This is a genomic window from Nocardioides sp. Arc9.136 (assembly GCF_030506255.1).
GTDB lineage: Bacteria > Actinomycetota > Actinomycetes > Propionibacteriales > Nocardioidaceae > Nocardioides.
On record NZ_CP113431.1, the window covers coordinates 2577927 to 2595620 of the forward strand.

The 17694-nt window shown below is 73.4% G+C and carries 19 protein-coding genes; 8 read left to right on the forward strand and 11 right to left on the reverse strand.

The annotated features are described in order from the left end of the window. The first annotated feature begins 81 nt into the window (after positions 1-81). The gene (locus OSR43_RS12545; protein ID WP_302266885.1) at positions 82-990 is read left to right on the forward strand and encodes a universal stress protein; all 909 of its coding nucleotides are present in this window, start codon (positions 82-84) and stop codon (positions 988-990) included. A 62-nt stretch (positions 991-1052) separates the two neighbouring features. After that, on the forward strand, positions 1053-1637 hold the full coding sequence (locus tag OSR43_RS12550) for a hypothetical protein (protein WP_302266886.1): 585 nt from the start codon (positions 1053-1055) through the stop codon (positions 1635-1637). A gap of 49 nt (positions 1638-1686) precedes the next feature. Here the strand turns inward: OSR43_RS12550 and OSR43_RS12555 are convergent, their stop codons facing one another. The 5 genes from OSR43_RS12555 to OSR43_RS12575 all read right to left on the reverse strand — a co-directional run bounded on the left by OSR43_RS12555 (position 1687) and on the right by OSR43_RS12575 (position 5457). Next, complete coding sequence (locus tag OSR43_RS12555) at positions 1687-1836, reverse strand: hypothetical protein (RefSeq protein WP_302266888.1); 150 nt, start codon at positions 1834-1836, stop codon at positions 1687-1689. 195 nt (positions 1837-2031) lie between these two features. Then, complete coding sequence (locus OSR43_RS12560; protein WP_302266890.1) at positions 2032-2271, reverse strand: hypothetical protein; 240 nt, start codon at positions 2269-2271, stop codon at positions 2032-2034. Positions 2272-3088: 817 nt separating this feature from the next. Then, positions 3089-3283 (reverse strand): hypothetical protein, encoded by a 195-nt coding sequence (locus tag OSR43_RS12565; RefSeq protein ID WP_302266892.1) that lies wholly within the window; start codon positions 3281-3283, stop codon positions 3089-3091. Positions 3284-3342: 59 nt separating this feature from the next. Then, a complete protein-coding gene (locus OSR43_RS12570) occupies positions 3343-4452 on the reverse strand; it encodes a TrkA family potassium uptake protein (RefSeq protein WP_302266894.1) in 1110 nt (369 codons plus the stop codon). A 9-nt stretch (positions 4453-4461) separates the two neighbouring features. Then, positions 4462-5457 (reverse strand): YihY/virulence factor BrkB family protein, encoded by a 996-nt coding sequence (locus OSR43_RS12575; RefSeq protein ID WP_302266896.1) that lies wholly within the window; start codon positions 5455-5457, stop codon positions 4462-4464. A gap of 17 nt (positions 5458-5474) precedes the next feature. Here OSR43_RS12575 and OSR43_RS12580 point away from each other — a divergent pair, with 17 nt between their 5' ends. Then, entirely contained in the window at positions 5475-7127 is a 1653-nt protein-coding gene (locus tag OSR43_RS12580; RefSeq protein WP_302266897.1) for an acyl-CoA dehydrogenase family protein, read from the forward strand. Between the two features lie 613 nt (positions 7128-7740). After that, complete coding sequence (locus OSR43_RS12585; protein ID WP_302266898.1) at positions 7741-8073, forward strand: DUF559 domain-containing protein; 333 nt, start codon at positions 7741-7743, stop codon at positions 8071-8073. A gap of 44 nt (positions 8074-8117) precedes the next feature. Here OSR43_RS12585 and OSR43_RS12590 read toward each other — a convergent pair whose 3' ends face one another. Next, positions 8118-9518 carry a cation:dicarboxylase symporter family transporter gene (locus tag OSR43_RS12590; protein WP_302266899.1) on the reverse strand — a complete coding sequence of 467 codons (1401 nt, stop codon included), beginning with the start codon at positions 9516-9518 and terminating at the stop codon, positions 8118-8120. A gap of 111 nt (positions 9519-9629) precedes the next feature. Next, on the reverse strand, positions 9630-11075 hold the full coding sequence (locus tag OSR43_RS12595; protein WP_302266900.1) for a glycine hydroxymethyltransferase: 1446 nt from the start codon (positions 11073-11075) through the stop codon (positions 9630-9632). A 352-nt stretch (positions 11076-11427) separates the two neighbouring features. Here OSR43_RS12595 and OSR43_RS12600 point away from each other — a divergent pair, with 352 nt between their 5' ends. The 4 genes from OSR43_RS12600 (at position 11428) to OSR43_RS12615 (ending at position 14900) form a co-directional block, all read left to right on the forward strand. Next, entirely contained in the window at positions 11428-13134 is a 1707-nt protein-coding gene (locus OSR43_RS12600; RefSeq protein ID WP_302266901.1) for a nitrite/sulfite reductase, read from the forward strand. Next, positions 13131-13325, forward strand: a complete 195-nt coding sequence (locus tag OSR43_RS12605) for a hypothetical protein (protein WP_302266902.1) — start codon at positions 13131-13133, stop codon at positions 13323-13325. Before OSR43_RS12600 ends, OSR43_RS12605 begins: the two co-directional genes overlap by 4 nt. After that, entirely contained in the window at positions 13322-14068 is a 747-nt protein-coding gene (locus tag OSR43_RS12610) for a phosphoadenylyl-sulfate reductase (protein WP_302266903.1), read from the forward strand. The genes OSR43_RS12605 and OSR43_RS12610 overlap by 4 nt, the downstream gene beginning before the upstream one ends. Positions 14069-14156: 88 nt before the next feature. Then, positions 14157-14900, forward strand: coding sequence for a sirohydrochlorin chelatase (locus OSR43_RS12615; protein ID WP_302266904.1), 744 nt, complete (start codon positions 14157-14159; stop codon positions 14898-14900). A 308-nt stretch (positions 14901-15208) separates the two neighbouring features. Here OSR43_RS12615 and OSR43_RS12620 read toward each other — a convergent pair whose 3' ends face one another. The 4 genes from OSR43_RS12620 to OSR43_RS12635 are packed head-to-tail and all read right to left on the reverse strand — an operon-like array spanning position 15209 to position 17694. After that, on the reverse strand, positions 15209-15589 hold the full coding sequence (locus OSR43_RS12620) for a DUF3037 domain-containing protein (RefSeq protein WP_302266905.1): 381 nt from the start codon (positions 15587-15589) through the stop codon (positions 15209-15211). Then, positions 15586-16401 (reverse strand): HipA family kinase, encoded by an 816-nt coding sequence (locus tag OSR43_RS12625; RefSeq protein ID WP_302266906.1) that lies wholly within the window; start codon positions 16399-16401, stop codon positions 15586-15588. The genes OSR43_RS12620 and OSR43_RS12625 overlap by 4 nt, the downstream gene beginning before the upstream one ends. Next, entirely contained in the window at positions 16401-16901 is a 501-nt protein-coding gene (locus OSR43_RS12630) for a phosphoribosyltransferase (RefSeq protein WP_302266907.1), read from the reverse strand. The genes OSR43_RS12625 and OSR43_RS12630 overlap by 1 nt, the downstream gene beginning before the upstream one ends. 34 nt (positions 16902-16935) lie before the next feature. Then, the gene (locus OSR43_RS12635) at positions 16936-17694 is read right to left on the reverse strand and encodes a regulatory protein RecX (RefSeq protein ID WP_302266908.1); all 759 of its coding nucleotides are present in this window, start codon (positions 17692-17694) and stop codon (positions 16936-16938) included.

Sequence of the window (17694 nt, forward strand, 5' to 3'; positions counted from 1 at the left end):
CCCGTCCGCGGGTCTTTGGTCCCGCCCGGTTCGGGCCGTCCGCCCATGGGAGGGCCGCGCTCGCCGCGGGAGCGTGGAGGCATGACAGCAACCACCGACAGCCAGGTCCCCGCCGGCAGCGTCGTCGTCGGCGTCGATGGCTCCACCCACGCCGCCGACGCGGTCGCCTGGGCCGCCGAGCAGGCCGCCCTCGAGGGACGGCGGCTCGTCCTGCTGCACGCCGCCGACGCGGTGAGCGCCACGGCCAGCCTGTGGATGGCCTCGATGGCCGTCGACCCGGGCCAGGTCCGCCACGACATCGAGGGCGCCGGCCGCGAGGTGCTGGCCGAGGCGGCCGCGGGCGTCCGCGAGGCCCGGCCCGGTCTGGAGGTGGTCGAGCTCCTGCAGCTCGTCGACCCCCGCCAGGCCCTCCTCGACGCCTCCACCGCCGCCGCCGTGGTCGTCGTCGGCTCACACGGCCGCGGTCCGGTCAGCAGCCTCCTCCTCGGCTCGGTCGGCGTCGCCGTGGCCCGGCACGCGACGAGCCCCGTCGTGGTCGTCCGCCCGACCGCGCGGGGCGTCGCCCGACGCGGCGTCGTGGTGGGCGTCGACGGCACAGCCGGCTCGCTGCCGGCGCTCGAGGCGGCGTACCGCCAGGCGTCCGAGCGCCGGCTGCCGCTCACCGTGGTGCACTGCTTCTGGGACGTCGTCGCGGCGACCGGTCCCGCGGAGGTGCTCGCGCCCACCGCTGCGGACGTCGAGGAGATCCGTCTCCTCGTCGGGGAGAGCATCAGCGGGATGGCCGAGGAGTTCCCGGACGTCCCGGTCACCGTCGAGCTCGCCCGCGGGCTCGCCGAGGAGGTGCTCGGCCGCGGCTCCGCCGTCCACGACCTGGTCGTCGTCGGTCGCCAGCAGCACGGGCCCGTCAGCGCCCTCCTGCGCGGTTCGGTCAGCACCGCCATCCTCGAGCGCGCCGCCTGCCCCGTCCTCGTCGTCCCCGGCGCGGATTGACCCGCTCCAACCGCCGCACCACCGACCGACCCACCACCCCGGCTCCCCAAGGAGGTCACGACATGACCACGATCGCCCGCTCCCACGCCCACCGCCCCGACGTCGCGCCGCAGCAGGAGGGTCAGGTCGTCACGCCCTTCGCCCGACGCGCCCTGGCCGTCACGCGGATCGGCTTCGGCCTCACCTTCCTGTGGGCCTTCCTCGACAAGCTCCTGGCGCTCGGCTTCTCCACCGGCCGCGACGAGACCGGGGCCGTGGACCGCCTCGGCGACGCCGCCTGGGTCAATGGCGGCAGCCCCACCGAGGGATTCCTGACCTTCGGCGCCGACGGCCCCTTCCAGGGCCTCTACCACGACATCGCCGGCGCCTGGTGGGCCGACACCCTGTTCATGGTCGGCCTCGCCGGCATCGGCCTCGCGCTCACCCTCGGCATCGGGATGCGCCTCGCGACCGCCGCCGGCGCCCTGCTCTACGTCCTGATGTGGACCGTGGTCCTGCCCCCGGAGAACAACCCGGTCCTCGACGACCACCTGCTCGGCGCCGCCACCCTGGTCGCCCTCGGGGCACTCGGCGCCGGCGACACCTGGGGCTTCGGGAGGGCCTGGGCCCGCACGTCGCTGGTCCGGCGGTTCCCCGTCCTCCGCTGACGCCGCGGCACGCCCTCGAGGAGCCCTCGGACCGCACCGGTCCGGGGGCTCAGCCGCGCACGACCGCCGGCGGCTCGACCAGCGGGACGACGGACACGCGCTCGCTGGCGTCGTGCCACTCGCGGTGGAAGTGCATCAGGGCGCGGGGCACCAACGCCCAGCACACCTCACAGGTCATGTTCTCTCGTCCCCCCGGCATGTCCTCCAGGGTAGGTGGGCGACGGCGCCGACACCCGCGGACACGAGCCGGCGCGACGGCCGTCACTCCGCACTGGTCCGGACCAGCGGCCGCACACGGCACGGGCCGGTGACCTCCCACGCTCAGCAGGCGGCCACCGGCCCGTCGCGAGCCCTCCGAGCGGTCCAGACCGGTCGGAGGCCTCCGGGGTCCGCGTCACTCGTCCTGCGGGATCTCCTTGGCCTCGAAGTCCGAGGGCTCGTCGGCGATCATGTAGTTGGGGTCCGCCTCGATCGCCGCGACCGTGCGGCGCAGCCAGTCCTCGTCGGCGGTCTCGATCTCGCGCTCCGCGAGCTGCTCGCGCAGGTAGCCGACCAGGTCGTCGCTCTGACCGGCGTCCTTGGCGATCGACGTCGCATCGACGGCGGCCTGGAGGTCGGAGTTGTAGATGGCCATGCGTGTCGTACCTCTTCCTTGCAGGGGCGGGGGCGCGCACTCAGCGCCGGCGCAGCACCGTCACGCCGGCCCACACCACGGGGCAGCCCCACGACCAGCACGACGATCTCCAGCCTACCGACACCGAACACGTCGGAGCGGTGCCCGCGCGACCCACCTGGGAAACACCGGGCCGGCCGGCGCCGCTGCCCGGTGGAGGTGGGGACCGACCCGGGGGCAGCGGCGTCCCCGGGTCGGCCCACCCCCACGATGACGTGGACGTGGTCGGAGGACCAGGCCCGCGCGCGGAGCAGCACCGGGGAGCAGCAGCCGCGTCCCCTCCGTTCCGTGGTCGGAGGGGGCTCGGGTCCTGCTGCGACGGCGCCGCGTGGGGGAACCGCGTGCCGCCCGTCCCCGAGGACGCACGGCCAGCTGCCGGTGCAACGAGGACCGACGCCGAGGGCTACGACTCCCGGCCGGGACGTCGGCGAACCGGGCCGGTGGTCTGGACAGTCACGGGTCTCCCGGGGCGCCGCTCACGTGACGGCGGCGCCCCGGGACCCGCAGCCCCGCCCTCCCCATGCCTGCGGGGCAGCACCGTCCATCGTGCCCGGCCGGGTCGGCGCCGCCCACGGCCCGCCGGCCGGACCGGCATGGCCCGGACGGGCCATCCGACCCCGGTCGTCCGGTCCGCCCCGGCGAACGGGGGGACACGGACCCGGGGCGCGCGCTACCGTCGTCGGTGTCGAGCCGCTGGTGACCCGAGACTCCAGCGGCTCGACACTTCTCCTCGGCGCCGCTCGCGTCCTCAGACGCCCCACCGGTCCCGACGCAGCGCTCACAGCGGCGTCAGCTGCGCCGCCGGCAGCCACTCCTCGACCAGGCCCCACACGCCTGGCCGCAGCAGCGCGCCGTACACGACCCGCCCCTCCCAGCCGGACGGCGTCTGGCGCCACTCGACGAGCAGGCCCGGCCGACGCGCTCCCCCGCCCGACCCGTCGGCCACCCAGCAGTGGCGCGACGGAGTGGACATGGGCCGATGATAGGCCAGGATCGAACACGCGTTCGAACGGGCCGTCGGCCCGACGACGCTCAGTCGGCGTCGGCGACGTCCTCGTTGTGCGTGCCCGGCCGCGGCGCCCACGGCAGCTCCTTGGCGGGGCGCACGACGATGAGCCGGTCACCACGGGCGAGCAGGGTGACGACCGGGTCGAAGTACCGGTAGACCTTCTCGTCGCGGACCACCGCGATGACCTGGTCCGGCAGCGTCTGCGGCTGCTTGCCGACCTCGGTGACGAGCAGCTCCCGCTCGGCGACCTCGAGGCCCTCGCCGTAGGACAGCAGGTCCTCCATCACGGTGCCGAGCGGCGGCGACAGCGTGGAGAGCCCGAGCAGCCGGCCCACCGCGTCGGAGGAGGTGATCACCGAGTTGGCGCCGGACTGCTTCATCAGCGGCGCGTTCTCCTGCTCGCGCGCCGCGGCGACGATCCATGCGGTGGGGTTGAGCTGGCGGACGGTGAGGGTCGCGAGCACGTTGGAGTCGTCGCGGTCGGTGGTGATGATGACCTGGTCGGCCTCGATGACGCCGGCGCGGCGCAGCACCTCCCGCCTCGTCGCGTCGCCGGTGACGACCGCGAGGCCGTCGGCGTGCGCCTCCTGCAGCGCCAGCGGGCTGGGGTCGACGATGACGACCGACTCGCGCGCGAGCCCGTTGTTGACGAGCGTCTCGACCGCGCTGCGGCCCTTGGTGCCGTAGCCGACGACGACGACGTGGTGGTCCATGTTCTTCCTCCAACGGGCGACGCGGAACATCTCGCGGCCCTGCGAGGCGAGGACCTCGAGGGTGGTGCCGATCAGCAGCACCAGGAACGCGATGCGTGCGGGGGTGATGACGAAGGCGTTGACCAGCCGTGCCGCGTCGGTGACGGGCGCGATGTCGCCGTACCCGGTCGTCGACAGCGTGACGGTCGTGTAGTAGATCGCGTCGATCAGGCTGATCGTGTTCGTCGGGTCGTTGCCGTCGCGGTAGCCCTCGCGGTCGAGGTAGACCAGCAGCACCGTCCCGACGAGGATCGCCAGGGCGGCGAGCAACCGGCGGCCGAGCTCCCACCACGGCGAGCGCGCGCGCTCCGGCAGCGAGACCAGGCCGCGCCCGCCCGGGGCGAGGGGCTGCCCGGAGGTCGGGTCGACGTCGCTGGGCACGCGAGGAACCTACCGGTCCCGCGCACCCAGGTGACGCAGGCGGGTCATCAGCTCCAGCCGCGCACGGGTCGTCGACTTCTGGGGGAACACGGTGTCGAACGCCGCGTTGACCGCGGCGCCGATCAGGACGGCGATCGCGACGATGTAGAGCCACAGCAGCACCGCGATCGGGGCGGCGAGCGGACCGTAGATCGACTTGGAGTCCGCGGCGGTCACCGTGAGCACCCACCGCAGCACGTAGGAACCCAGGATCCAGGCCACGAGCGAGAACGTCGCGCCGGGCAGGTTGAAGCTCCAGTTCGTCCGCACCGGCACCGACACGTGGTAGAGCGTGGCGAGGAAGCAGATGCACACGATCGAGACCGCGGGCCAGTAGAACGACAGCAGGAAGTCCAGGGACTCCGGCAGGGCGTCGCGCACCAGCGACGGGCCGGCGACCATGAGCGGGATCGAGAAGACGCCCGTGACCAGCGCCAGCACGTAGAGCACGAACGACAGGGCGCGGGTCTTGATGATCCCGCGGTGCCCGCCGAGCCCGTGCATGATCGTGATGGTGTCGACGAAGACGTTGAGGGCGCGGGACCCCGACCACAGCGCCAGCACGAAGCCGAGCGAGATCACGTCGAACCGGCCGCCGCGCAGCACGTCGTTCATCGTCGGCACGATCACCCCGTCGACGGCCCGCTCGGTGAGCAGGCGGGAGGACAGGTCGACGACCGCCTGCCGCACGTCCTCGACCTGCGCCGGGCTGAACCGGTCGGTCACGTAGCCGATCGCTCCCGCCATCGCGAAGATCAGGGGCGGCACCGACAGCACGGCGAAGAACGCACCCTCCGCCGCCAGCCCGGTGACCCGGTAGCGCATGCACGAGCCCACCGTCGCGACCACGAGGCGCCAGATCGTGTGCCCCATGCGCGCCAGCCAGCCGACCACGCGGTCCCGGACACCCGGCTCCGCCCGGCCCTCCCGCCGCCCCGCCGTCCGGGGCCCGGTCGCCGGGTCCATGGTCCTACGGTATCCGCATGCGCACCGAGATCCGGGTCACCACGAACCAGGCGCCGCCACTGGTGGGTCACAACGTCGTCACGGCCGACCGGGCACTGTCCGAGGCGGTCCTCCGCCACGGTTCGCAGGAGGTCCTCGACGACCTGGTCGAGCTGGGTGCGCAGGCCGGCTCGGCCGAGGCCCGCGAGCACGGGCAGCTCGCCAACGAGCACCACCCGCGGCTCACGCCGTACGACCGCTTCGGCAACCGGATCGACGAGGTCGTCTTCCACCCGTCCTGGCACTGGCTGATGGAGCGGGCCGTCGGTCATGGGCTCGCCGCGGCCCCCTGGGAGCAGCAGGAGGCCGGCGCGCCGCACGCCCACCTGCGGCGCGCGGCCGGCTTCATGGCGTGGTCGCACACCGAGCCCGGCCACGGCTGCCCGATCTCGATGACGTACGCCGCGGTGCCGGCGCTCCGCGCCGACGACGCGCTCGCCAAGGAGTGGGCCCCGCTGCTCGCCAGCACGACCTACGACCCGGGCGTCCGCCTCGCCTCGGAGAAGCGCGGCGCGCTCGCCGGCATGGGCATGACCGAGAAGCAGGGCGGCTCGGACGTGCGGGCGAACACCACCTCGGCCCGCCCGGCCGGCACCGACGGCACCTACACGCTGCACGGGCACAAGTGGTTCACCTCGGCGCCGATGAACGACGTCTTCCTCGTGCTCGCCCAGACCGACGGCGGGGTCACCTGCTTCGTCGTCCCCCGCGTCCTGCCCGACGGCACGCGCAACCAGCTCGACGTCGTACGGCTCAAGGACAAGCTCGGCAACCGGTCGAACGCCTCCTCCGAGCTCGAGCTCGACGGGACCGTCGCGCACCGCCTCGGCGACGAGGGCCGCGGTGTCCGGACGATCATCGAGATGGTTGCCGCGACCCGGCTCGACTGCGTGCTCGGGTCGGCGGGCCTGATGCGCCGCGCGGTGTCCGAGGCCTCCTGGCACGCCGCGCACCGCTCGGCGTTCGGCTCGGTGCTCGCCGAGAAGCCGCTCATGCAGAACGTCCTGGCCGACCTCGCGGTCGAGACCGAGGCCGCCACCGTCCTGGCAATGCGGCTCGCCACCGCGGTCGACCGGCTGCACGACCCGCACGAGGCGGCACTGCGCCGCATCGCCCTGCCGCTCGCGAAGTTCTGGGTCTGCAAGCGCACCCCGGCCATGGTCGGGGAGGCGCTGGAGTGCCTCGGCGGCAACGGCTACGTCGAGGAGTCGGTCATGCCGCTGCTCTACCGCGAGGCCCCGCTCAACTCCGTGTGGGAGGGCTCGGGCAACGTCAACGCCCTCGACGTGCTGCGGGCGCTCGGCCGCGAGCCGGAGGTCCTCGACGCCTGGATCACCGAGGTCGGCCTGGCCCGCGGCGGCGACGCCCGTCTCGACCGCGCGATCGACGACGTGCTGGCGATGCTCGGCTCGCTCATGGGCGACCCCTCCCAGCTCGAGGTCGGCGCCCGGCGGCTGGCCGGCCGGATGGCCGCGGTGCTCCAGGGCTCGCTGCTCGTCCGCTCCGGCTCCCCCGAGGTCGCGGACGTCTTCTGCGCCTCGCGCCTGGGCGGCTCCTACGACGGCACGTACGGCGCCCTCGCCGGCGGCGACCTCCGCGCGATCGTCGAGCGGACCACCCCGGTCGTCTGAGGCGGCCGGCCCTGTGGACGACCGGAGCGGCGAGGAGCGACCTGCGACAGCCTGGGGACGTGCTGAGGGAGCTGGTGACCAGGTTGGGCGGGACCGCCACGCGTGCCCAGCTGCTCACCCTCGCCACCCGGACCGACCTGGCGCGTTCGCTGGACCGGGGCGAGGTCGTCCGCGTGGCGCGCGATCGCTACGTGCTGGCGTCGACCGACGCGGCGGTGTCCACCGCCCATGCGCTGAGCGGTGTCCTGTGCCTGACGAGCGCTGCGCTCCACCACGGGTGGGCGGTCAAGACCCTGCCGGAACGCCCGCACGTGGCCGTCGCCCGCAACCGTCGACTCTCCCCGGGGCACCGGGCTCAGGCCGAGGTGCACCGCGCTTCCCACCAGCCCGACGACCTCGCCGGGGGCGTCGCCACGAGCAAGGACGTCACGCTCGTCCAGTGCCTCCGCTCGCTGCCGTTCGACGAGGCGCTAGCCGTGGCCGACTCGGCAGCCCGGGCCGGTGACGTCGCGGCCCTCCGACGGGCGGCCCGGACGGCCCGAGGAGCGGAGCCGCCCGGGTCCGAGCCGTCGCAGCGGCGGCGAGCGCCGAGGCCGCGAACCCGTTCGAGTCCGTGCTGCGCGCCATCGCGCTGGACGTGCCGGGGCTGACGGTCGAGCCGCAGCGCCTGATCACCTCGGTCACGCCGTGGGTGCGCCCCGACCTCGTCGACCTCCGGCTGCGCATCGTGCTGGAGGCCGACTCCTTCGAGTGGCACGGGAGCCGGGCCGCGCTGCGCCGCGACGCCCGCCGCTACAACCTGCTGGTCGCCGACGGGTGGATCGTGCTGCGGTTCTCCTGGGAGGACGTGATGCACGACCCCACCCACGTGCGGACCGTCCTCACTGCCGTGACCGCCCGACGTACCGAAGTCGCCTGCGCCGCCTGCACGGCCGCTCGACGGTGATGCCGGAGGCACTTCGGTACGTCCGCAGGTCGGCGCCCGGTCGCTCAGCCCGCAGGCGTGGTCACCCGCTCGTCGGTCGGGGCGTTGCCGCCGGTCTCCACCGGCTCGTCGTCGTCGAGCATCGTGGTCTCGTCGAAGGGGGCGTCGCCGGCCAGGACGCGGTCGAGCCGCTCGTGGTCGAGGCCGCCGGTCCAGTGGCCGACCAGCACGGTGGCGACGGCGTTGCCGGCGAAGTTGGTGAGCGCGCGCGCCTCCGACATGAACCGGTCGATGCCGACGATCAGGCCGACCCCGTCGAGGAGCTCGGGCCGGTGGGAGCTGAGCCCACCGGCGAGGGTGGCGAGGCCGGCGCCGGAGACGCCCGCGGCTCCCTTGGAGGCGATGATCATGAACAGCAGGAGGGAGATCTGCTCGCCGATCGAGAGCGGGTCGCCCAGCGCCTCGGCGATGAAGAGCGACGCCATGGTCAGGTAGATCGCGGTGCCGTCGAGGTTGAAGGAGTAGCCGGTGGGCACGACGACGCCCACCGTGGGCTTGTCGATGCCGGCGTGCTCCATCTTCGCGATCAGGCGGGGCAGCGCGGTCTCCGAGGACGACGTCGACACGATCAGCAGGAACTCCCGGCCGAGGTACTTCAGGAGCTTGAGGATGTTCACCCCGGCGAACACCCGCAGCAGGGTGCCGAGCACGAGCAGCACGAAGATCAGGCAGGTGGCGTAGAAGCCGATCATGATCACCGCCAGGCTCTTCAGCGCGTCGACGCCCGTCTCCCCCACGACGCCCGCCATCGCGCCGAACGCCCCGACCGGCGCGGCCCACATGACCATCGCGAGCACGCGGAACACGAGCTTCTGGAGGTGGCCGAAGACCGCGAGCACCGGCTCGCCGGAACGACCCATCGCCTGGAGGGCGAACCCGACGAGCAACGCGACCAGCAGCGTCTGCAGCACCTCGCCCGAGGTCAGCGCCGAGAACAGCGAGTCGGGGATCATCCCGAGGAGGAAGTCGGTGGTCGACTCCTTCTCCCCCGCCTGCTCCTGGCCGGCGGCCGCCACCTCCTCGTCCAGGTCCAAGCCCTCGCCCGGCTTCAGCAGGTTGCCGACGACCAGGCCGATCGCCAGCGCGACCGTCGACATCGTCAGGAAGTAGCCCAGCGCGAGGCCGCCGACCTTGCCGACCCGGGCCGCGCTGGCCACGGAGCCGACGCCGATCACGATCGTCACGAAGATGACCGGCTGGATCATCATCTTGATCAGCGCGACGAACGCCTCGCCGAGGAACGCCAGCTCAGTGGCGAAGTCCGGCGCCACGAGCCCGACGGCGATGCCCGCGACCACGGCCGCGATCACCGCGATGTAGAGGTAGTGCGTGCGGCTCTTCGGGGGCGCCTGGCCACCCGACCCGTCAGGTCGGTCGCTCGGAGCGGCGTCGGTGGTGGCGGACATGGCGGCTCCCGGGCTCGCGGACGGTGACCGGGGCAGGTACCCGCCTGTGATCCACCCGACACCGCGCCGGCGCCCGCCCCCGACGCGGGGCGGGCCGGCCGGGGACCGGGGTCAGGACAGCTCGAGGCCTGGGTAGAGCGGGTGCTTGTCCAGCATCTCGGCCGAGGCACCCTTGACCCGGTCGGCCACCCCGTCGCCCAGGACGTACGACGCCTTCGACGGCCCGCCCGCCTTGGTGGTGCCCGGCTGGGTGTTCCCCAGCACGTCGACGATCAGCTCGGCGACGCGGTCGAACTCGTCGTGGCCGAAGCCGCGGGTCGTCAGCGCGGGCGTGCCGAGGCGGATGCCGGAGGTGTACCAGGCGCCGTTCGGGTCCTGCGGCACCGAGTTGCGGTTGGTCACCACGCCCGCGTCGAGCAGGGCCGACTCCGCCTGCCGGCCGGTGAGGCCGAAGGAGGACACGTCGAGCAGCACGAGGTGGTTGTCGGTGCCGCCGGTGACCAGGTCCGCGCCCCGCGCGAGGAAGCCCTCGGCGAGCGACTTGGCGTTGTCGGCGACCTGCCGGGCGTAGGTGCGGAAGGAGTCCTGGCGCGCCTCGGCCAGCGCGACGGCCTTGGCGGCCATCACGTGCGAGAGCGGGCCGCCGAGGACCATCGGGCAGCCGCGGTCGACGCTCGGGGCGTACTCCTCGGTCGCCAGCACCATGCCGCCACGCGGACCACGCAGCGACTTGTGGGTGGTCGTGGTGACGACGTGCGCGTGCGGCACCGGGTCCTCGTTCCCGGTGAAGACCTTGCCCGCGACCAGGCCGGCGAAGTGCGCCATGTCGACCATGAGCGTCGCGCCGACCTCGTCGGCGATCTCGCGCATCTTCGCGAAGTCCACGCGCCGGGGGTACGCCGAGTAGCCGGCGACCAGCACGAGCGGCTTGAACTCGCGGGCCTTCGCGGCGACCGCGTCGTAGTCGAGCAGCCCGGTCGTGGGGTCGGTGCCGTACTGCTGCTGGTGGAACATCTTGCCGCTGATGTTGGGGCGGAAGCCGTGGGTCAGGTGGCCGCCGGCGTCGAGGGACATGCCGAGCAGCCGCTGGTTGCCCAGGTCCTTGCGCAGCGACTCCCAGTCGGCCTCGGTCAGCTCGCTGACGTTCTTGGCACCCAGCCGCTCCAGGGCGGGCGACTCGACGCGGTGGGCCAGGATCGACCAGAAGGCGACCAGGTTGGCGTCGATGCCGGAGTGCGGCTGGACGTAGGCGTACTCGGCGCCGAACAGCTCGCGGGCGTGCTCGGCGGCGAGCGACTCCACCGTGTCGACGTTCTGGCAGCCGGCGTAGAAGCGGTGCCCGACGGTGCCCTCGGCGTACTTGTCGCTGAACCAGGTGCCCATGGTCATCAGCACGGCCGGCGAGGCGTAGTTCTCGCTCGCGATCAGCTTCAGGGAGGCCCGCTGGTCGGCGAGCTCCTGACGGGTGGCCTGCGCGATCCGCGGCTCGACCGAGGCGATGACCTCGAGGGCCTGCGAGTACGCGCTACTGGAGAGGCGGGAGAGGTCGTCGCTCATGCGGCCCACCCTAGTGAGGTCTGCGGCCGGCGACCGCTTCCTCGCGGGTGCACCGGCGGTGTGACGTGGGACGCACCGCGACCGTAGGCACGCGGCGCCGCGGGAGTACCGTCTCGCATCATGGACAGCCGTCCCACCACATGAGATGTCGCCTTGTGAGCAGCACGTCCGGCCCTTGAGACTCCTTGACATGGTCTCCGCTGCAACGCACGCCTTCCTCGTGGTCCGCCGCCACGTGGACCTCGGGCGTACCCGCAGCTCGATGTGTCGCTAGCGCTGACGACGCCGACCCACGACCGACCGCCGCGCCGCCCCCGAGGCCGCGCCGCACACCAGCGCGAAGGACACACCTGTGACCGAGACCCCCGCCCGCCCTGCGCCGAAGCCCCGCCCCAAGCGTGGTGAGGGCCAGTGGGCCCTGGGCTACCGGGAGCCGCTCAACAAGAACGAGCAGTCGAAGAAGGACGACAACCCTCTGAACGTGCGGGGGCGGATCCTCTCGATCTACTCCAAGCGCGGGTTCGACTCCATCGATCCCGCCGACCTCCGCGGCCGGTTCCGCTGGATGGGCCTCTACACCCAGCGCGCCCCCGGCTTCGACGGCGGCAAGACCGCCACGGTGCCGGAGGAGGAGCTGGACGACCGCTACTTCATGCTGCGGGTCCGCTCCGACGGCCGGCTGCTCTCCCCCGCGGCGGTCCGCGCGCTCGGCACCATCGGCCAGGACTTCGCCCGGGACACCGCCGACGTCACCGACCGCGCCAACATCCAGTACCACTGGATCCGCATCGAGGACGTCCCGGCGATCTGGGACCGCCTCGACGAGGCCGGCCTCAGCTCGCTCGAGGCCTGCGGCGACTCCCCCCGCCCGTTCCTGGGCTCCCCGGTCGCCGGCGTGGCCACCGACGAGATCATCGACGGGACCTCGGCGCTCGAGGAGATCTTCGAGCGCTACATCGGCAACCCGGACTTCTCGAACCTGCCGCGCAAGTTCAAGACCGCCGTCACCGGCCACCCCTCGCACGACGTGTCGCCGGAGACCAACGACGTCTCCTTCGTCGGCACCGTGCACCCCGAGCACGGGCCCGGGTTCGACCTGTGGGTCGGCGGCGGCCTCTCCACCAACCCCATGCTCGCCCAGAAGCTGGGCGTGTGGATCCCTCTCGCGGACGTCCCGGACGTCTGGGAGGGCGTCGCCTCGATCTTCCGCGACTACGGCTACCGCCGGCTGCGCTCGCGGGCGCGGCTGAAGTTCCTCGTCGCCGACTGGGGCACCGAGAAGTTCCGCGAGGTCCTCGAGACCGAGTACCTCCGGCGCGAGCTGGTCTCCAACCCCTCGCCCGCCTCGCCGGTCGGGCACCGCGACCACATCGGCGTCCACGACCAGAAGGACGGCAAGAAGTACGTCGGCGTCGCGCCGACCGCCGGACGGGTCTCCGGCACGATGCTGGCGCAGCTGGCCGACCTGATGGACACCCACGCCATCGCGGGCGCCCGCCTGACGCCGTACCAGAAGATCGTGCTCATCGGCGTCGAGCCCGCCGCCGTGGAGGAGGTCGTCGCCCGCCTCGACGAGATCGGCCTCTCGGCGCGCCCCTCGAACTGGCGTCGCAACACAATGGCCTGCACCGGCATCGAGTTCTGCAAGCTGGCGATCGTCGACACCAAGGAGCGTGCGCGCCGCCTGGTGGACTCCCTCGAGCAGCGCTTCCCCGACCTCGACACCCCCATCACGGTCAACGTCAACGGCTGCCCCAACGCCTGCGCCCGCACCCAGGTCGGCGACATCGGCCTCAAGGGCCAGCTGGTCATGCACGACGGCGAGCAGGTCGAGGGCTTCCAGGTCCACCTGGGCGGCGCGACCGGGCTGGAGGCCAACTTCGGCCGCAAGCTGCGCGCCCACAAGGTGACCAGCGCCGGGCTCGACGACTACATCACCGCGGTCGTCACCAACTACCTCGCCGACCGCACCGACGGGGAGACCTTCTCCGCCTGGGTGCACCGGGCCGACGAGGAGCTGCTGCGCGGCGAGCGACAGCTGGCGGCGAGCGCGTCATGAGCGAGCGCGCAGGAACGCCGTACCACTGCCCGTTCTGCGGCGAGGAGGACCTGCGCCCGCACGAGGTGGTCTCGGAGTCCGGCGAGGTCAGCAGCCCGCACGGCACCTGGGAGTGCCGCGGCTGCCTGCGCGCCTTCTCCCTGAAGATGCTCGGCATGGTCCGTCCCGGGTCGTCGGGGGTGGTCTCGTGACCGCCGCGACCACGACCTCGGCGCGCAACTACCGCGGCATCGAGACCGAGGGGCGCACGCCCGAGGAGCTGCGCGAGCTCGTCTCCCACTGGGGCGCCGAGCTCGAGCTGGCACCGGCCGAGGTGATCATCGAGTGGGCCGCCGCGACGTTCGGCGAGCGGTTCTGCGTGACCTCCTCGATGGGCGACGCCGCCCTCGCGCACCTCGCCTCGAAGGTCGTCCCCGGCATCGACGTGGTCTTCCTCGACACCGGCTACCACTTCGTCGAGACGATCGGCACGCGCGACGCCGTCGAGGCGACGATGGACGTCACCCTCCTCACCATCACGCCGCGCCAGACCGTCGCCGAGCAGGACGCCGAGCACGGCAAGGACCTCTACCGGACCGACCCGGACCTGTGCTGCAAGCTGCGCAAGGTCCAGCCGCTCGCCGACGCGCTGTCGGGGTACGACGCGTGGGCCACCGGCCTGCGACGCGCCGAGACCCACAACCGGGTGATCGCCCCGGTGATCGGCTGGGACGCCAAGAAGAGCAAGGTGAAGGTCTCGCCGCTCGCGCGCTGGAGCGACGAGCAGATGGAGCGCTACATCGCCGAGAACGGCGTGCTGGTCAACCCGCTCGTCTACGACGGCTACCCCTCCATCGGCTGCGCGCCGTGCACCCGCAGGGTCGCCCCCGGCGAGGACCCGCGCAGCGGCCGCTGGGCCGGCACGAACAAGACCGAGTGCGGGATCCACACGTGATCGCCCCTCGCACTCTCCCCACCCGGACCCCCGACAGCGTGGTCGGTCGTTCTCCCGTCATCGCCCCGTCCCGAAGGAGGCCGTCGTCATGACCGCTCCTGCCCTGGTGGCGCTGGCTCACGGCAGTCGTGACCCGCGCTCCGCCGCCACGATCACCGACCTCGTCGCCGAGGTCCGCTCCATGCGCCCGGACCTCCGCGTCGAGCAGGCGTTCCTCGAGCTGTCCAAGCCGACGTTCGCGAAGGTCGTCGACAAGCTCGTGCGCGCCGGGCACGACGAGATCGTCGTCGTGCCGCTGCTGCTGACCGAGGCCCACCACGCCACCGTCGACGTGCCCCGCGCCATCGCCGAGGCGACCGAGCGGCACCCCGGCCTCCAGGTCCGCGCGACCGACGTCCTCGGCCTCGAGCCGTGCTTCCTCGAGGTCCTCGACGTGCGGATGCGCGAGGCGCTGCGCGCGGCCCGGGTCCGTGAGCTCGACGCGCTCGTGCTGGCCGCGGCCGGCACCTCCGACGCCCTGGCCAACCAGTCCGTCGCCCGTCTGGCGCGGCTGTGGGGCGCCCACCACAAGCTGCCGGTCACGGCCGCCTTCGCCTCGGCCGCTCCCCCGGCCGCCGGCGAGGCCGTCCGCGCGTTCCGCGCCGAGGGCCGTCGCCACATCGCGGTGGCGTCGCTCTTCCTGGCCCCGGGCTTCCTGCCGGACCGGGCAGCCGAGCTCGCCCTCGAGGCGGGCGCCGTCGCCGTCTCCGAGCCGCTCGGCGCGCACCCGGAGGTGGCCCGGACGATCCTCGCCCGGTACGCCGTCGGCGCCGTGGAGCTCGTGCCGGTGTGAGCAGGTGCGGTCGGGTGGTCGAGACCGCCCGACCGCCGGCACGACCGGATCCGCTGGGTTTCCGCAAGTCCCGGCGAAGTCGATGGTGCGCGGTGTCGCCCGGCCCTACGGTGGGGCGTCCGTTGTTCGCCAGCCCGGGTGCGTGTCGTTCACACCCGTTCCTGGCCGGGCCTCGGGCGTGAGCGCGCTGCTGCGGCAGACCTCACGGGCGGCCCGTCCCTCCGGGGGGCAGAGGTCGGGCCGCCCACCCGGCCACCGGAGCGCCGGTCGGTCCCTCCCGCTCCCCGGGATGACGGCCGCGGGGCGGCTCAGCCGACCAGGCAGCCCAGCAGGTGTGCGAGCTGGGCGGCCGGATCGCTGGTGACCCCGCCGTGGACCGGTCCGGGCTGGATCACCGTGCTCTTCGGCGCCTTCAGGAACCCGAAGCGCTGGCCGATCGGGTGGGCACCCGCCGCTCCCCCGCGGTCGTCCCCGGCGCAGACGCCCTCCACGAACCGCAGGGCGTCGCGCACCTGGTAGACGTCGATGCGCGGGTCCAGCGCACGGAGCCGGCCGGCGTCGACCTGCCACGCCACGTCGAGGTAGTCCGCAGCCTGGCAGTAGACCACCACGCCGACGTTGAGGAACTCCTCGCGGTCCACGCGCGGGACGCAGCGGAGCACGACGTACTGGTAGGCGAGGCGCGTCATCGGGCCCCCTCCCCGCTGCCGGGGAGCCAGGCCCGGGTGGCCAGGCGGGCGGTGAGGAACTCGACGTACGCCGCGCGCACGGCGTCCGGCGTCGACGCCCCCGGCACCGGCTCCAGCCAGGCGTCCGGCACCAGCGCCAGCACCTCGGGCAGGTCCTCGGGGCCGAGCAGGCCGCGGACCTCCGCGTCGGCGGCCGGCAGGTCGCCGGCGTGGGCGGAGAGCACGTGGTCGTCCATCCGCCACGGCTGCGCAGCGAAGCGCTCCGCGGCGCCGTCCTTCTCCAGCGCGCCGCCCGGCCACCCGTGGTGGAAGTAGAGCGACGCCCCGTGGTCGATCACCCACAGGTCGCCGTGCCAGACCAGCAGGTTCGGGTTGCGCCAGCTGCGGTCCACGTTGGCGCAGAACGCGTCGAGCCACAGCACCTTCGCGGCCACGTCCGCGGCGCTCGCCCCGCCCGCGGCCGGCTGGTCGTGGCCGGCGTCGTAGCCGAAGGAGCCGGGCAGGAAGTCCACACCGAGGTTGAGCCCGACGCTGGCGACCAGCAGGTCCTGCACCTCCTCGTCGGCCTCGTAGCGCGCGATCTCGGCGTCCAGGTCGAGCACCACCAGGCGCGGGGTGCGCAGCCCGATGCGGCGAGCCAGCTCCGCCACGACCACCTCGGCCACGAGCACCCGGACGCCCTGGCCGGCGCCGCGGAACTTGATGACGTAGGTGCCGAGGTCCTCGGCCTCGACGATCCCGGGGAGGCTGCCGCCCTCGCGCAGCGGCGTGACGTACCGGGTCACCGCGACGACCGGCAGGCCGGCCGCCATCAGTGGGCGAGGCCGCGGTCGCGGGTGACCAGCGGCGGCAGCGAGGACCACGGGAAGTCGATCCAGCGATCGGTACGGCGCCAGACGTACTCGGGGTTGACCACCGTCCACGGCTTCTCGTAGATGACGATCGAGCGCGCCTCGGCGACGTGGTCGGCGCAGAACTCCTGGACGACCCGCAGCGTCTTGCCGGTGTCGGCGACGTCGTCGGCGATGAGCACCTTGAGCCCCGAGAGGTCGACCGCCTCGGGGGTCGGTGGCAGCATCACCGGCATCTCGAGGCGCTCGTCGACGCCGGTGTAGAACTCGACGTTGATCGCGGAGAGGTTCTTGATGTCGAGGGCGTACCCCAGCCCCATCCCCAGGCCCAGTCCCCCGCGTGCGATGGAGAGGACGAGGTCCGGCTCGTACCCGTCGTCGACCACCTGCTGGGCCAGCTCGCGCACCGCGGTGCCGAACAGCTCGTAGGTCAGGACCTCGCGCTCGCGCTCGTCTGCCACGACGAGCATTCTGCACGGTCCGCCCGTCGACCGGTCAGTCCAGGTCCGCGTCGTCGGGCTCGTCGCGCCCGGCCCGGGCCAGCTCCTCGCGCACGACGCTGAAGGCCATCCCGCCGCCGTACCCCTTGCGGGCGAGCATCCCGACCAGCCGTCGGGTCGCGGTGGCGTCGTCGACGCGGGACAGCGACCGGAGCTTCTTGCGCACCAGGGCGCGGGCGGCCTGCTCCTCGTCCGCGGGGTCGATCTCGTCGAGCGCCTCGCGGGCGATCTCGTCGTCCACGCCCTTGCGGCGCAGCTCCTGGGCGAGCGCCCGGCGGGCCAGGCCCTTGCCCGGCTGGCGGCTGGCGATCCAGGCGCGCGCGAACGCCTCGTCGTCGACGAGACCGACCTCCTCGAACCGGTCGAGCAGGCGGTTCGCGAGCTCGACCGGCACGTCCTTGGCCTCGAGCTTGTCGGCCAGCTGCTTGCGCGAGCGGGCCTGGCCGGTCAGCTGGTCGAGCAGGATCTTGCGGGCCACCGCCTCCGGGTCGGCCGGCGGCCCGGCCGCCACCTCGTCCTCGGGCGGCGGCGCCGTCCGCGAGCGTCCGCGACCACCGCGCTGCCCGGTCCTGCCGGACCTCGCTCGGCCGCGGGTCGAGCGCTGCGCGGCCTGCTCGGCCGGTCGGGAGCCCTGCTCGGTCTCCTCGGCCGTCCGCTCCGTCGGGGTGGATGCGCGCTGGGTCCAGGCATCCACCCCGTCGGAGACGTCACCGAGCCACGACGGGGGTGGCCGCTCGTCACGGAAGTCGGGCAC

Bases quoted from the DNA above. Each gene is read 5' to 3' on its own strand.
- OSR43_RS12545 (WP_302266885.1), top strand. From the start codon at position 82: ATGACAGCAACCACCGACAGCCAGGTCCCCGCCGGCAGCGTCGTCGTC.
- OSR43_RS12550 (WP_302266886.1), top strand. From the start codon at position 1,053: ATGACCACGATCGCCCGCTCCCACGCCCACCGCCCCGACGTCGCGCCG.
- OSR43_RS12555 (WP_302266888.1), bottom strand. From the start codon at position 1,836: ATGCCGGGGGGACGAGAGAACATGACCTGTGAGGTGTGCTGGGCGTTG.
- OSR43_RS12560 (WP_302266890.1), bottom strand. From the start codon at position 2,271: ATGGCCATCTACAACTCCGACCTCCAGGCCGCCGTCGATGCGACGTCG.
- OSR43_RS12565 (WP_302266892.1), bottom strand. From the start codon at position 3,283: ATGTCCACTCCGTCGCGCCACTGCTGGGTGGCCGACGGGTCGGGCGGG.
- OSR43_RS12575 (WP_302266896.1), bottom strand. From the start codon at position 5,457: ATGGACCCGGCGACCGGGCCCCGGACGGCGGGGCGGCGGGAGGGCCGG.
- OSR43_RS12580 (WP_302266897.1), top strand. From the start codon at position 5,475: ATGCGCACCGAGATCCGGGTCACCACGAACCAGGCGCCGCCACTGGTG.
- OSR43_RS12590 (WP_302266899.1), bottom strand. From the start codon at position 9,518: ATGTCCGCCACCACCGACGCCGCTCCGAGCGACCGACCTGACGGGTCG.
- OSR43_RS12595 (WP_302266900.1), bottom strand. From the start codon at position 11,075: ATGAGCGACGACCTCTCCCGCCTCTCCAGTAGCGCGTACTCGCAGGCC.
- OSR43_RS12605 (WP_302266902.1), top strand. From the start codon at position 13,131: ATGAGCGAGCGCGCAGGAACGCCGTACCACTGCCCGTTCTGCGGCGAG.
- OSR43_RS12615 (WP_302266904.1), top strand. From the start codon at position 14,157: ATGACCGCTCCTGCCCTGGTGGCGCTGGCTCACGGCAGTCGTGACCCG.
- OSR43_RS12620 (WP_302266905.1), bottom strand. From the start codon at position 15,589: ATGACGCGCCTCGCCTACCAGTACGTCGTGCTCCGCTGCGTCCCGCGC.
- OSR43_RS12625 (WP_302266906.1), bottom strand. From the start codon at position 16,401: ATGGCGGCCGGCCTGCCGGTCGTCGCGGTGACCCGGTACGTCACGCCG.